Origin of the sequence: Streptomyces sp. NBC_00483 (assembly GCF_036013745.1) — a bacterium.
Lineage (GTDB): Bacteria > Actinomycetota > Actinomycetes > Streptomycetales > Streptomycetaceae > Streptomyces.
This window is the reverse complement of record NZ_CP107880.1, coordinates 5,835,274-5,848,852: the sequence shown is the minus strand read 5'-3', so window position 1 is coordinate 5,848,852 and position 13,579 is coordinate 5,835,274. Positions and strand designations below refer to the sequence as shown.

At 69.2% G+C, this 13,579-nt stretch carries 9 protein-coding genes and 1 riboswitch; of the genes, 3 read left to right on the top strand and 6 right to left on the bottom strand.

Annotated features, from left to right (window positions below; genetic code table 11):
• The first annotated feature begins 118 nt into the window (after nucleotides 1-118).
• Nucleotides 119-1,774 carry a M23 family metallopeptidase gene (locus OHA73_RS26350; RefSeq protein WP_266713228.1) on the top strand — a complete coding sequence of 552 codons (1,656 nt, stop codon included), beginning with the start codon at nucleotides 119-121 and terminating at the stop codon, nucleotides 1,772-1,774.
• Nucleotides 1,775-1,806: 32 nt separating this feature from the next.
• On the opposite strand, the gene pcrA is transcribed toward OHA73_RS26350, so the two are convergent.
• Nucleotides 1,807-4,302 (bottom strand): DNA helicase PcrA, encoded by a 2,496-nt coding sequence (pcrA, locus tag OHA73_RS26345; RefSeq protein ID WP_267069490.1) that lies wholly within the window; start codon nucleotides 4,300-4,302, stop codon nucleotides 1,807-1,809.
• 228 nt (nucleotides 4,303-4,530) lie between these two features.
• Nucleotides 4,531-4,682, top strand: a riboswitch (cyclic di-AMP (ydaO/yuaA leader).
• 8 nt (nucleotides 4,683-4,690) lie between these two features.
• On the opposite strand from pcrA, the gene OHA73_RS26340 reads away from it, so the two are divergent.
• Nucleotides 4,691-5,890 carry a C40 family peptidase gene (locus OHA73_RS26340; protein WP_267069491.1) on the top strand — a complete coding sequence of 400 codons (1,200 nt, stop codon included), beginning with the start codon at nucleotides 4,691-4,693 and terminating at the stop codon, nucleotides 5,888-5,890.
• An 87-nt stretch (nucleotides 5,891-5,977) separates the two neighbouring features.
• Here OHA73_RS26340 and OHA73_RS26335 read toward each other — a convergent pair whose 3' ends face one another.
• Nucleotides 5,978-6,331, bottom strand: a complete 354-nt coding sequence (locus OHA73_RS26335; protein WP_266713222.1) for a hypothetical protein — start codon at nucleotides 6,329-6,331, stop codon at nucleotides 5,978-5,980.
• Nucleotides 6,332-6,631: 300 nt separating this feature from the next.
• Between OHA73_RS26335 and OHA73_RS26330 the strand changes: the two genes are divergently transcribed.
• A complete protein-coding gene (locus tag OHA73_RS26330; protein WP_327656284.1) occupies nucleotides 6,632-7,675 on the top strand; it encodes a C40 family peptidase in 1,044 nt (347 codons plus the stop codon).
• Between the two features lie 11 nt (nucleotides 7,676-7,686).
• On the opposite strand, the gene OHA73_RS26325 is transcribed toward OHA73_RS26330, so the two are convergent.
• The 4 genes from OHA73_RS26325 to OHA73_RS26310 all read right to left on the bottom strand — a co-directional run bounded on the left by OHA73_RS26325 (nucleotide 7,687) and on the right by OHA73_RS26310 (nucleotide 13,528).
• Entirely contained in the window at nucleotides 7,687-8,436 is a 750-nt protein-coding gene (locus OHA73_RS26325) for a class I SAM-dependent DNA methyltransferase (RefSeq protein WP_327656283.1), read from the bottom strand.
• A complete protein-coding gene (locus OHA73_RS26320; RefSeq protein ID WP_327656282.1) occupies nucleotides 8,436-8,924 on the bottom strand; it encodes a LysE family translocator in 489 nt (162 codons plus the stop codon). The genes OHA73_RS26325 and OHA73_RS26320 overlap by 1 nt, the downstream gene beginning before the upstream one ends.
• Before the next feature lie 136 nt (nucleotides 8,925-9,060).
• Entirely contained in the window at nucleotides 9,061-9,846 is a 786-nt protein-coding gene (locus OHA73_RS26315; protein WP_327656281.1) for a M48 family metallopeptidase, read from the bottom strand.
• A 4-nt stretch (nucleotides 9,847-9,850) separates the two neighbouring features.
• A complete protein-coding gene (locus tag OHA73_RS26310; protein ID WP_327656280.1) occupies nucleotides 9,851-13,528 on the bottom strand; it encodes a type I restriction endonuclease subunit R in 3,678 nt (1,225 codons plus the stop codon).
• Between the last annotated feature and the right edge of the window lie 51 nt (nucleotides 13,529-13,579).

Genomic DNA, 13,579 nt, shown 5'->3' with positions numbered 1-13,579 from the left:
CTGATTGCCCGTTTCCCCTGGCCCGGAAACCCGACGAAGATTGTCGTGCCCTCATACCGACGGGTACAGTCACCGCACTGCTCTGGCAGCCCCTGTTGTCGAGGCGAAAGAGAAGTTGGTGAACGACCGCAATCCGTCGGGGACCGCGCCTTATGCGGCGTACGACGGTCACTCCGCGACCAGCTTCGCAAGCGATCCGCTCTTCGGCGACATGGCAGAGGACCCCTACGAACCCGGTTCCCACGCGACCGGCCAGTGGAACACGGCCCCCCAGCAGCAGTACGCCGACCCCTACGCCTCCGCGTACTACGACACCGGCACGTACGACGCCGGTTCCTTCGGTACCGGTTCCTACGACACGACCGGCGCCTGGGCGACCGGCGGGTACGAGCAGGTCGCCGACATCCCGGCGCAGCAGCCCCGGTCGATGGCCGAGCAGCACACCACGGGTCAGTGGGACACCTCGGCGTACGAGGCGCAGATGTACGCGGCTCAACACCCCGACACGCAGAGCTTCGAGGCCCCGTCCTTCGGGACGCAGACCTTCGACGGACAGACGCACACGCAGTCGTTCGACACGCAGTCCTTCGAGACCCAGTCCTTTGAGACCCAGTCCTTTGAGACGCAGTCCTTTGAGGCCCAGAGCTTCGAGACCCAGAGTTTCGAGTTCCAGGGGTACGAGGCCCAGCACTTCGAGGCCCAGGGCTTCGAGACGCAGAGCTTCAGCACGCACGACATGCTCGGCGCGCCCGACCCGCACGACACGCAGGGCTTCACCCACACCTTCGAAGCCCCGGTCTTCGGTACGACCGCTTATGACACGGGCGCGTACGACGCCACGCAGTGGAACGCCTCGGACGCCACCGGCACCGCAGAGCCCCAGCCCCAGCCCGAGCCCGAGCCCGAAGCGATCGCGGAGTCGGCCCCCGAAGCGGACCATGCGCACGGGCCCGCCCTCGACCTCGACTCCGCTCCCGAGCCCGCCCCCGCGACCCCGAAGCCTACGACACGCAGGGCCGGGAAGAACGTCTCCCGTGGCCGCGCCGGCCGCCGTCGTCCGGTCAAGCGGTCCGCGCTCGTCACCGTCGTCGTGCCGTCGGTCTGTGTGGTCGGCGTCGCCGGGATCGCCGCGGCGAGTGTCGGCGGCAGCGGGGACGACGGCAAGGAGACGCAGGCCGCGGCCGCTACGGACGCGCAGGCCGTGAAGCCGGCCGTCGCCAACAACAAGCTGGACTCGCAGCTGAAGGATCTCTCCGCCGACGCGGGCGACTTCGCCGACCGGGCGAGCCGCACGCAGGAGCGGATCGACCTCAAGGCGAAGCAGGAGGCGGCGCGCAAGGAGGCCGCCGAGGAGGCCGCGCGCAAGGAGGCGGCGCGGCCCAAGTTCGTGCTGCCGGTGAAGCAGCACGGGCTGAGCGCCTTCTTCGGGCAGGCCGGCGTCAACTGGATGTCCCAGCACTCCGGCATCGACTTCCCCGTCTCGTACGGGACTCCGGTGATGGCCGCGACGGACGGCACCGTGAAGACGCAGTGGAACAGCGCGTACGGGAACATGGCCATAGTCACCGCCAAGGACGGCACGGAGACCTGGTACTGCCACCTGTCCTCGCACACCGTGATGAACGGTCCGGTGAAGGCCGGTGACGTGATCGCGCGGTCCGGGAACTCGGGCAACTCGACCGGCCCGCACCTGCACTTCGAGGTGCGGCCCGGCGGCAGCGCGGCGATCGACCCGCTGCCGTGGCTGCGCAGCCACGGCCTCAACCCGAACTGAGCCGCCCCCCGTAGAGAGCGGCCGCAGCGCGACTACAGCTTCTCGACCGGCGCGTACCGCAGCAGCAGACGCTTCGGCTTCGGGTCGCCGAAGTCGATCGACGCCTCCGACTTGTCGCCCGTGCCCGACACGCCCACCACCGTGCCGAGCCCGAACTGGTCGTGCGTGACGCGGTCGCCGACGGAGAGGGCCACCACCGGCTTGTCGCCCGCGCGGCGCGTGGCGAAGGCCGGCGTCGAACCCGTACGGGAGCGCGAGGACGACAGGGACGCCGCGATGCCGCCACCGATGCTCTTGGTCGAGGCCGCAGGCGTGGACGGTCCTGTGCGCTTCCAGTCCAGGTGCGCGGCCGGGATCTCCTCCAGGAACCGGGAGGGCGGGTTGTACGAGGGCTGGCCCCAGGCGCTGCGCATGGAGGCGCGCGTCAGGTAGAGGCGCTGCCGCGCGCGCGTGATGCCCACGTACGCGAGCCGCCGCTCCTCCTCCAGCTCCTTGGCCTGGCCGAGGGAGCGCATGTGCGGGAAGACGCCGTCCTCCAGGCCGGTGAGGAAGACGACCGGGAACTCCAGGCCCTTGGCGGTGTGCAGGGTCATCAGCGTGATGACGCCGCTGCCGTCGTCGTCCTCGTCGGGGATCTGGTCGGAGTCGGCGACGAGCGCGACGCGCTCCAGGAAGTCGGAGAGCCCCCCGCCGCCCGTCTCGGACTCGCCCTCCGCCGTGTCCTCGCCCGCGGCGGACTCCTGCTCGAACTCCAGGGCCACGGCGGCGAGTTCCTGGAGGTTCTCGATGCGGGTCTCGTCCTGCGGGTCGGTGGAGGCCTGCAACTCGGCGAGATACCCCGTCCGTTCGAGGATGGCCTCCAGGACCGTGGCCGGGCCCGCGCCCGACTCCACGATCGTGCGGAGGTCCTCCATCAGCGTGTTGAACCGCTTCACGGCGTTCGTCGAGCGGGCCGCCATCCCGTACGCCTCGTCGACGCGGCGCAGCGCCTGCGGGAAGGAGATCTTCTCGCGCTGGGAGAGCGCGTCGATCATCGCTTCGGCGCGGTCGCCGATGCCGCGCTTGGGCACGTTGAGGATGCGGCGCAGCGGCACCGAGTCCTCGGGGTTGGACAGCACGCGCAGATAGGCCAGGACGTCCCTGACCTCCTTGCGCTCGTAGAAGCGGACGCCGCCGACGACCTTGTAGGGCAGGCCGGTGCGGATGAAGATCTCTTCGAAGACACGGGACTGCGCGTTCGTCCGGTAGAAGATCGCCACGTCGCCCGCCAGCGCGTCGCCCGCGTCGGTGAGCCGGTCGATCTCGTCGGCGATGAACTGGGCCTCGTCGTGCTCGGTGTCCGCGACGTAGCCGGTGATCTGGGCGCCGGGCCCCTCGTTGGTCCACAGGTTCTTGGGCCGACGCGACTCGTTGCGCTCGATGACCGCGTTCGCCGCGCTGAGGATCGTCTGCGTGGAGCGGTAGTTCTGCTCCAGGAGGATCGTCTTCGCGTTGGGGTAGTCGTCCTCGAAGTCGAGGATGTTACGGATCGTGGCGCCGCGGAACGCGTAGATCGACTGGTCCGCGTCACCCACGACGCACAGCTCGGCCGGGTCCGCGTCCTCGCCCTCGGTGGGGCCGACCAGCTCGCGCACCAGCGCGTACTGCGCGTGGTTCGTGTCCTGGTACTCGTCGACCATGACGTGGCGGAAGCGGCGGCGGTAGTGCTCGGCGACGTCCGGGAACGCGCGCAGCATGTTCACCGTCGTCATGATCAGGTCGTCGAAGTCCAGCGCGTTCGCCTCGCGCAGGCGCGCCTGGTACATCGCGTAGGCCTGGGCGAGGGTCTTCTCGAAGCCGTCGGCCGCGGTCGCCGCGAAGTCCTCCTCGTCGATCAGCTCGTTCTTGAGATTGCTGATCTTGGCGCTGAAGGACTTCGGCGGGAACTTCTTCGGGTCCAGGTCGAGGTCGCGGCAGACGAGCGCCATGAGCCGCTTGCTGTCGGCGGCGTCGTAGATCGAGAAGGAGGACGTGAAGCCCAGCTTCTTGCTCTCCCGGCGCAGGATGCGGACGCAGGCGCTGTGGAACGTGGAGACCCACATGGCGTTCGCGCGCGGGCCCACGAGGTCCTCGACGCGCTCCTTCATCTCGCCCGCGGCCTTGTTCGTGAACGTGATCGCGAGGATCTGGCCGGGGTGCACTTCGCGCTCGGCGAGCAGGTACGCGATGCGGTGCGTGAGGACGCGGGTCTTGCCGGATCCGGCGCCCGCGACGATGAGCAGCGGGGTGCCGCCGTGCGTGACGGCCGCCTGCTGGTTCTCGTTCAGCCCCTCCAGGAGGGTGGCCGCGCTCAGGACCGGGCGCGGGGCGCCGTCCCGGTAGTGCGTGTCCCTGTCTTCGGGCGCGCCGAGCCTCCCGCCGAACAGGTCGTCCGGCATCGGCTCCGGTGCCCCGTCGTCGTACTCGGGGTCCGGAGGCGGCGGCGGGGGCTCCTCCGCACCGTTCTTCTGGAGGCCGGTCAGGAAGCTGTCGTCAAAGAGGCTGCTCATCGCTCTCCGAGTCTAGGCCGCCCCACTGACAACCCGTGGCTGCCTTCGGAACTCCAAGGGCCCTGCTCCGAACTCCATGGGCTCTCCTCGGAACTCCGAGGGCCCTCCAGAGGCCAGATCACGAAAATGTATCGGGCATATCGAACATCAACCTTCACAGCAGCCACACGAGTTGGCTACGGTGCAGCCGGGCAGCCCGTCCCCCCGCCCGCGGATGTCGCGGCGAACGGGCAGCCCCCGCTGAGTTCCGTACGCCGTAAGGCAGGGAACCGGGGACCCAACCGACCTTGGGGTGAATCGGTCAGCCGACCGTAGGGCAGCCTTCCGCGTACCACGCCCGAACCCGACAGCTAACCCGGTAGGCGGAGGACGGAAGGAGTCGCCTGCCTTGGCGTCGCACCGCAAGCCCCGCAGCCGTTCCCGGATCACCGGCGGCCTTCGCACGACCCCCGCGGTCGGCATCACCACCGCCGCCCTCACCTCCGTGGCACTGCTCTCGCAGACGGCACAGGCCGCGCCCGCGCAGCCGTCGTCCAAGCCGCGCCTCGAAGAGGTCCAGCAGAAGGTCGACACCCTGTACCGGCAGGCCGAGGTCGCCACCCAGAAGTACAACGGGGTGAAGGAGCGGACCGACTCCAAGAAGCAGCAGGTCGACAAGCTCCTCGACGATGTCGCCCAGCGCACCGACGACATGAACACGGCCCGCCAGAAGCTCGGCAGATACGCCGCCGAGCAGTACCGCTCGGGCGCGGTCAGCGACACCGCGACCATGTTCCTCGCGGACGACCCGGAGGACTACTTCTCGCAGCGCCAGCTGATGAGCCGGCTCACCGACGAGCAGAAGAAGTCGGTCGACGACTATCAGGCGCAGGCGCGCGAGACCGCGAAGAAGCGCACCGAGGCGCAGTCGAGCCTCCAGGACCTCACCGAGTCGCAGACCGAGCTGAGGTCGACGAAGGAGACCGTCCAGACGAAGCTCTCCGACGCGCGCAAGCTGCTGGCCGACCTGACGGCCAAGGAGAAGGCGCGGCTCGCGGCGATCCAGAAGGCCAAGGAGGAGGCGGCCCGCAAGAAGGCCGCCGAGCTGGCCGCCAAGCAGAAGGCCGCGGAGGCGAAGCGGAAGGCGGCCGAGGAGGCCGCGCAGAAGGAGCAGGAGTCGTCCGGCTCCTCGGGCTCGGGTTCCTCGGGCTCCTCCGGCTCCGGTTCCTCTTCCTCGGACGCCTCGTACGCCACGAAGGCCGCGCAGGCGCTCGCGTTCGCCAAGTCGCAGGAGGGCAAGCCGTACGTGTGGGGCGCCACGGGCCCGGACTCGTACGACTGCTCGGGCCTGACGCAGGCGGCGTGGAAGTCCGCGGGGATCTCGCTGCCCCGGACGACCTGGGACCAGGTCGAGGTCGGCAAGACGGTGCCGCTCTCCGACATCCAACCCGGTGACCTGGTGTTCTTCTACGACGACATCAGCCACGTGGGCCTCTACATGGGCGACGGCATGATGGTCCACGCGCCGAAGCCGGGCGCGGTCGTGCGCGAGGAGTCGATCTACTACGACGGCACGTCGTCGATCCACAGCGTGGTGCGGCCGGCCTGACCCCACACAGAAGGGCCCGGCAGGTGCGACCTGCCGGGCCCTTCTGTACGTCTTGGTACGCGCTTGTACGTCTTGGTACGCGCTCGCTCAGGTCCAGAGCACCGCGATGAAGATGTTGACGACGGTGAGCGCGCCGACCGTGATGAAGAGGCCCTTCTCCGCCTTCTCCTCGTCCCGCTTCACGTAGACGATGCCGAGGATCACGATCAGGAGCGCGAGCTTCACGCCGATCTTGATGTTGTTCACGGTGCTGCCGTCGGCCTGGTTGAGGCCGACCAGGGCGACGCCGGTCACCAGCATGGTCAGGGCGCCGTGCAGCATCGCCTTGTTGAAGCGGGCCGCGCCCTCCTTCATCGCCGACATCTGCGTGAGGAAGCCGCCGAGCAGCGAGGCGATGCCGATGATGTGCAGGCCGACGAAGAGGTGGATGAGTACGTCCATGGCTCGGAGCCTAACCGGACGCCCATGGCCCACTACGGGCACCCCTTTGCCACTCTGTTATCACTCTCCGCCACCATCCGTAACAAACAGGCCAGTTGCGAACAATCCGACACCAACCCGTTACGCAGAGGTTTAGCGTCCTTCCTCAGGTGACCGGCTCCCCACCGCCGCCCGGGCCAGGGGCGGCAGTCGGACACCCCGCCGAGAAAGGTCCGGCGGCGGCCCGCTCCCCTGTGCGGGCCGCCGCCGGACGCGCGACCGGGGGCCGTGCGATGCGTACGGCGCCCAGAGGAGGACCTTGTGCCGGCAGCTCATCGAAAGCCCCGACCGCGTTCGCTCCGCGGTGGGGGCACGGCCCGCACCGCGGCCACGCTCGCCCTCGCTTCCGCGGCCACCGTCACCGCCCTCGATGGCGGGGCGGCGCACGCGGAGCCCGAGCTCGGCCCCGCACAGGTGCGGGCCAAGGTCGACAAGCTGTACCAGGAGGCGGAGGTCGCCACCCAGAAGTACAACGGGGCGAAGGAGAAGGCGGACGGGGCGCGGAAGAAGGTGGACGCCCTCCAGGACGAGGCGTCCCGGCGCACCGAATCGCTCAACTCCCAGCGGGAGAAGCTGGGTTCGGTCGCGGCCTCCCAGTACCGCACGGGAGGCGTGGACCCGTCGGTCCAGCTGCTCCTCTCCTCCTCCCCCGACGCCTATCTCGACAAGGCGTCCCTCACGGAGCGCGTCGGCGCGCGGCAGGCCGCCGCGGTCACCCGCGTACAGGGCGAACTCCGCGAGATCGACCAGCTGCGCGGCGACGCCGACGGCACGCTCTCCGAACTGCGCGCCAAGAAGGCCGAGTTGGAGGACAACAAGAAGAAGGTGAAGCGAAAACTCGCGGAGGCCCGGCGCCTCCTCGACCGCCTCACCCCTGAGGAGCGCACCGCCACCCCCGCGACGAGCGAGCGCTCCTCCCGCTCGGCGGAACGCGCCGACCTCTCCCAGGCGCCCAACTCCCGCGCCAAGGAGGCGATCTCCTTCGCGTACGGCGCACTGGGCAGCCCCTACGTATGGGGCGCCACAGGGCCCTCCTCCTTCGACTGCTCGGGCCTGACGATGGCCGCGTACAAGGCGGCCGGGGTCTCACTCCCCCGCACGACGTACTCCCAGATCGACGCGGGCCCTCGTATCCCGAAGTCCCAACTCCAGCCGGGCGATCTGGTCTTCTTCTACTCCTCGATCAGCCACGTGGGCCTCTACATCGGAGGCGGCAAGATGATCCACGCCCCGAACCCGAGCGCACCGGTACGGGTGGCCCCGATCGACGAGATGCCGTTCGCCGGGGCGACGCGGGTGGCATGACGCCGCACCGGTCACACGGGCTTCTCCCACACCGACACGTGCTGCCGGCTCTCGCCCGTGAAGGGCTCCCGGGTCCACCCGTCCCACCGCTCACGCAGCCGCAGCCCGGCGATCCGCGCCATGAGGTCGAGCTCGGCGGGCCAGACGTAGCGGAAGGGGATGGTCCAGTAGGACCCCTTCCCGGTCCCGGGATCCACCTCCACATAGTTCGAGCTCATGGCTTGCGTGGCGACGTCATAGCGGTCTAAGGCCCACCGGTTCTCGCTCACCTCGAACGGCACGGCCTCCTGCCCGTACGGCAGCAGCCGCAGGTCCGGCACGCTGGTCTCGATGACGAAGCAGCCGCCGGGCGCGAGATGCGCGGCGGCGTTGCGGAAGCAGTCGACCTGCGCGTCCTGCGAGGTCAGATTCATGACGGTGTTGAAGACGAGGTACGCGAGGGTGAAGTCCGGGCGCCCCGCGCGGGCGGTGGCGAAGTCCCCGATCGTGACCGGGATGTCGGCCCCTCCTGGCTTGACCCGCAGCCGCTCGACCATCGCCTTCGACAGGTCGATCCCATGTACGTCGACGCCCCGCGCGGCGAGCGGCAGGGCCACGCGCCCCGTACCGACGGCGAACTCCAACGCGGGGCCTGTACCCGCAAGTTCGGCGAGGAAGTCGACGGTCGGGTCGAGGGCTTCGGGGGTGAACATCCGGGCGGAGGACCGGTCGTAGTCCGCCGCGATGTGCTCGTCGAAGTAGCCGTCGGGGTCGTCCGTCATCACTCCGCCCTCCCCGTGACCGCAACCGTCACGCCGAGGCCCACCATCGCGAGGCCGCCCGTGCCGCCGACCGCCGCGAGGCGGCGTGGGGAGCGGGCGAACCAGGTGCGGGCCGTGGACGCGGCGAGGCTCCAGAGGGTGCGCAGGGTGCTGCCGCGGCCCGCCTCGCCCCGCTCCTCCTCGAACACCGCGCGCAGCGAACGCCGTTGGCGTATCGCCTTGATGCCCAGGTAGATCAGATACGCCGCGCCCACCAGCTTCAGCGTCATGAAGATCGCCACCGAGCGCTCGACGAGCGAGCCGATACCGAGGGCGACGGCGATCACGAGGACGTACGCCCCAAGGGTGTTGCCCGCGACCGTCGTCAGCGCGGCGCGGCGGCCCTGGGCGAGGGCGCGGCCGACGACGAAGATCACGCTCGGGCCCGGGATGACGATCAGCAGCAGGGACATCGCCGCGAAGGCGAGGAGGCGGTCGGTGGACATCATGGGGTCCATTCAGGCACGGCGGCACGCGGCGCCGCATCCGGTTTGTGCGGCGCGAGCGGCGGCGGGCCGGACGGAAAGCTCCTGCCGTTGTGAGGCCCACCAGACGCTCGGCGCGCATGCTCCCCGGGACTTCCCGTCAGCGCACGTCACCCAGCCACAGCCGTCGGCCCAGATCGTCGAGTTCGGCCTTGTGTTCCTCGCACTCGGGCATCGCCATCCGCAGCAGCTTCCAGTAGCCAGGCCCGTGACCTGGCAATTTGATGTGCGCCAGCTCGTGGGCGATGACATAGTCGACCAGGTGGGAGGGCAGCTGGAAGACAGCCCAGTGCAAGGCCATCGTTCCTGGACCGGAGGCAGCCGACCGGTACGTCCCCCACCGACTGCCGACGTCACGGACGCGGACAATCGGTTCTGGGACTCCCAGACGGGCAGCCCAAGGTTGCAACCTGGACGACGCCCAGCGCAGTCCGGTCCGCCGGTACCAGCCGATGACAGCCCGGCGCGCTTTCCGGGGATCCTGGGCAAGAGACTCCGGTAGCACCAGACGGCCGGCCGCCAGCTTCACCGCTCCCGGGCCCGACCCGGCCTCTTCGATGTGCAACCGGTATTCGCGCCCCAGGTAGAAGTAGGACTCTCCCTCACGGAACACCCGCATCGGGTGTGCCGGAGAATGGTCCTCCCGCCGCTTCAGCTTGTCCGCCAGCCATGTCTCGCTGCTTCTCACGAAGCGCTCGGCGCGCCCCGGATCGCAGTGCGGCGGGACGCGCAGGGTCAGCGAGCCGTCTCTCTCGACCGTCATGCCAAGGCGCCTGCGCCGTGCACTCACGGTGACGTGGAACGTCCTGCCGCTCAGCGCGAGCGTCTGCCCGTCGGCAAGGGCGGGCAGACCGGTGTCACGTTGGGGAGCGGCAGGTACGGGCACCTCCCTATTGTCCCCTGGGAGCACTCCTGAATGCCGCCGCGTGCCGCGCCGCATGTGCGGCGAGCGCGTTGGACAGGTCCCGCAGTGCCTGCCTCTCACCCGCCTTCGGCCGGATCCTGACCTGCCGGAGCCTGACCCACAATGCGCTTTGCAGATCGCCGACGCTGGCCTCGTTGTCGGACCAGGCGGCGCTGGAGACATGCTGGACGATCACGCCTCCGAGTTCTTTGGTCACGTCCCTGAGGGCGGTCGGCTCGGGCAGGTCGAAGGCGGGGTTCTCGGTGAGGCAGTCGCTCAGCTTCGTGTACAGCTGCTGCTCGACGGTGGTCATATCGGCGACCATCGGGTCGACCTGCTCGGCCTTCCGTGCCCGTTCGATCAGGGGGCCGATACGGGTCTGGATCTCGTCCCAGCGTCCCTCGAATTCCTCCAGAATCCGTTCCAGCTCCTCGGACAGCGTCCGCAGGACGGGCCGGTCCTCCTCCTCGCGCCGCTCCTCCAGGTGGTAGCGCAGCGCCTGTACCTGCTCGGCCGCGGATTCCTCGACGTCGACGATGCGTCCCACCACCTCGTCGAAGTCCGGCGCGAGGATGGAGACGGGGGCGATGACCTGCTCGACCTCCGCGAGTTCCAGGTGGTCGGCGACCATGGCCCGCACCTGGCGCCCGTATCCCCGCAGCGAGAAACCTCCGCCTTCGGCGTCGCGGTAGTGCCGGCGTACGCGCTTTTGCAGCAGTGTCCACCTCCGGGCGTCGGGCACTCGGTCCAGGGCGCTCTGATGGGGCAGGACGCGCTCCAGCGCGTTCATGAAAGCGCCGAGCAGCCGGTCGAACTCGGCCCGGTCGCCCTCGTCGTCCAGGGCGAGCATGCCTCGCGCGAGGCCCTGCGCCGAGTCCAGATCCGCGATGCCCATCCCTCCGAGGAACGCAGACAACTTCCTTGCGCTGTCGTCGAGTTCCGGCAGGTCGGCGCTCAGGCTCTGGACCATGTCGCGCGCCATGCGCTGCGTGGGCGCTTCCCCCTTGTAGGCGGGCAGCGTGTCGGCCAGATTGTCGAGGACGCCGTAGTAGTCGACGACGCGGCCGAACTTCTTGTCGCGCCGGGGCCGGTTCACGCGGGCGATGGCCTGGAGCAGTTCGGCGTCCTGGATCGGCCGGTCCAGGTACAGAACTTGCTCGATCGGCGCGTCGAAGCCCGTGAGCAGCATGGACTTCACGATCAGGAAGGCGACCGGCCTGACCTCCTCCTCGGAGGGGACCTCGGTGTCGCTCCACGGGTTCGTGCCGACCGGATCGGCGCACTCGGTCCGCGACGTGTATCCCGCCGCCCACGGGTTGTCGGGAGGGAGCTGAGGGAACGGTTCGAGGAACCGCTGGACCGCCTCGTCCTGCCGATCCGGGTCCGTCCAGGCCTCCCAGACCTTGTCGTCCTTCTTGCTCGCCGAGATCACAGGCACGAAGTCGATGCGCCGCAGCACTTCCTGGTACTGCCAGGTACGCAGCAGCACCAGGTCGTCCCAGGTGTACTCGGGCAGCGGCTTGTCGCGCAGCGCGGCCGGGTCGAAGTCGACGATGCGCGCGAGGAGTTCATGGCGTGCGTCGTCGAGCTTGTGCCGATAGAGCACGGCTGCCTTACGGCTCACTGCTGCGACCTGCGCTTTGAAGCCGCCGGTGAGCGGGCCCGTGACGTAATGCTCCATCATGTCGAGGGCCTTGCGGGCGATCATCGGCTCGGACTCGGCGACGTCCCGGCTGGTGGGCGTCAGCCGCTTGCGCAGTTTCTGTTCCTGCAGCCGGTCGGCGCGCAGCTGGGCGATCAGGTCCTCGAACTTCCGGTTCAACCCGTCCTGGTCCTTGACCTCCGCCGATCCGGTACGCCCTTCGTAGCGCACGGGCACGACGACCCTGTCCCGCTCGGCCTCGTCCATCAGGTACGCGTCGAGGAACTTCCCGTCGGGTTCGAGGCCGAAGATCCTTCCGGTGTCGGTCAGCCGACCTTTCATGATCGGCGTTCCCGTGAAGCCGATGCGCGCGGCGTTCGGGAGGGCGTCGCGCAGGCAGGCGTGCAGCACGGAGGTGTGCGACCGGTGCGCCTCGTCGACGAGTACCAGGACTCGCGGGTCCGTGCTGCACTCGGCGAAGCGCCGCCGCACTTCCTCGACGGCCGCTGTGTCCGGTGTCGGGTCGGACGCCTCCTCCGCGTCGCCACCTGCGGCGATGTGCTCCTGCGTGGCCTGGAACTCGGCCGTCAGGTCACGGTCGTCCCCACCTTCTCCCTCCGCCGTACCGGCGAGGCCGGGGATCCGCCCCAGGAACTTCTGGATCATGGTGAAGATGACGGCGCGCCCACCGGGCTGTCCCGCCCGCTTGAGCATCCCCTCGGCATCGGTACGCGACTTCGCGACGCGCACGACGGCGCCACTGATCCGCACGGCCGCCGCGAGCTGCTTCTCCAGTTGCTTGCGGTCGGTGACGACGAGGAGGGTGAACCGGTTGAGGCGAGGATCGCGGCTGGTGTGCAGACGGCGGGCGAGAAAGGCCATGGTGAGGCTCTTGCCCGACCCCTGGGTGTGCCAGATGACCCCACCGCGCTCGTCGTGCTCGGCGGCCGGATCGTCGAGGGTCCGGCCGGTGCGCAGCTTGTGCACGATCTTCTCGACGGCCCGGTACTGCTGATGCCGGCAGACGGCCTTCACGGTGACGGGCGGCTCACCCTGCTTGGTCTTCACCGGCATCTCGAAGACGTAGTGCCGGATGATGTTGAGCAGGTTGCGCGGTTGCAGGACGAGGGCCACGAGCCGGTGCTGGTCGGTCAGTTGACCGCCGACCTCGATCAGCCGTTCCCCGTCGGAGGCGCGTCGCACGCCTTGCAGCGCGCGCAGCAGCTCGTCGTCGTCCTTATAGTCAGGGGTCACGCTTCGCCACTGCGCGAAGTGGTCTTCGGTGGAGGTGATGGTGCCGAGGGCGGCACTCGTTCCACAGGCGGCGACGAGCAACTGCACGGGGGCGAAGAGTTCGGGCACGCCGAGCTCACGCACCTGCCGCCTGTCCCGCTCGTCGATATCGAGAGGGGAGCCCGTGTACAGCCGCAGATCGCGGACCGCCTCTCCCAGGGGGTATGGCACGTCCGGGCTCTTGCACTCGATGACCACGACGGGGATGCCGTTGATGAACAGCACGAGGTCGAGGACGCATTCGGCGCCGTCCTGGGTGCGTACGCGGAGCTGATCGACGACGAGGAAGTCGTTGCGCTTGAGGATCTCGCCATCCCCGAGCCCTTCCAGATCCCAGTCGATGAACTGGGCGTTCACGGTACGCCCCCGGTGGTGCTCCTCGTCCCCGGTGATCGGGGCTCCGCTGAGCAGCAGGCTGGTGACGTCACTGTTCACGCTGAGCAGGGACGACGCGGCGACGTTGCGCGCGGTGCGCTTGAGCGCGTCGATCGCGGTGTCGGCGTCCTTGTCGGTCATCCAGGACTCGCCGTTGACCCGGTTGTTCCGCTGGATCGCTCGGCGCAGGCGCTTGCGGAGGAGGACATCGTCGTAGTCCCGTTCTCGCTCATGGTCGCTGGCACTGCTGAGATCGGGCCCGTGGATGTGCGTCCAACCCATGCTGACCAGTTGGTCGATGATCGGCCGCTCGACTTCGTCCCGCTCGACCGTGCCGCGTGCGCTGCGTGCCATGTGCGTGGCGCCTTTCCCCGTACTTCTGTGACCCCGTGCTCCGACCTGTGT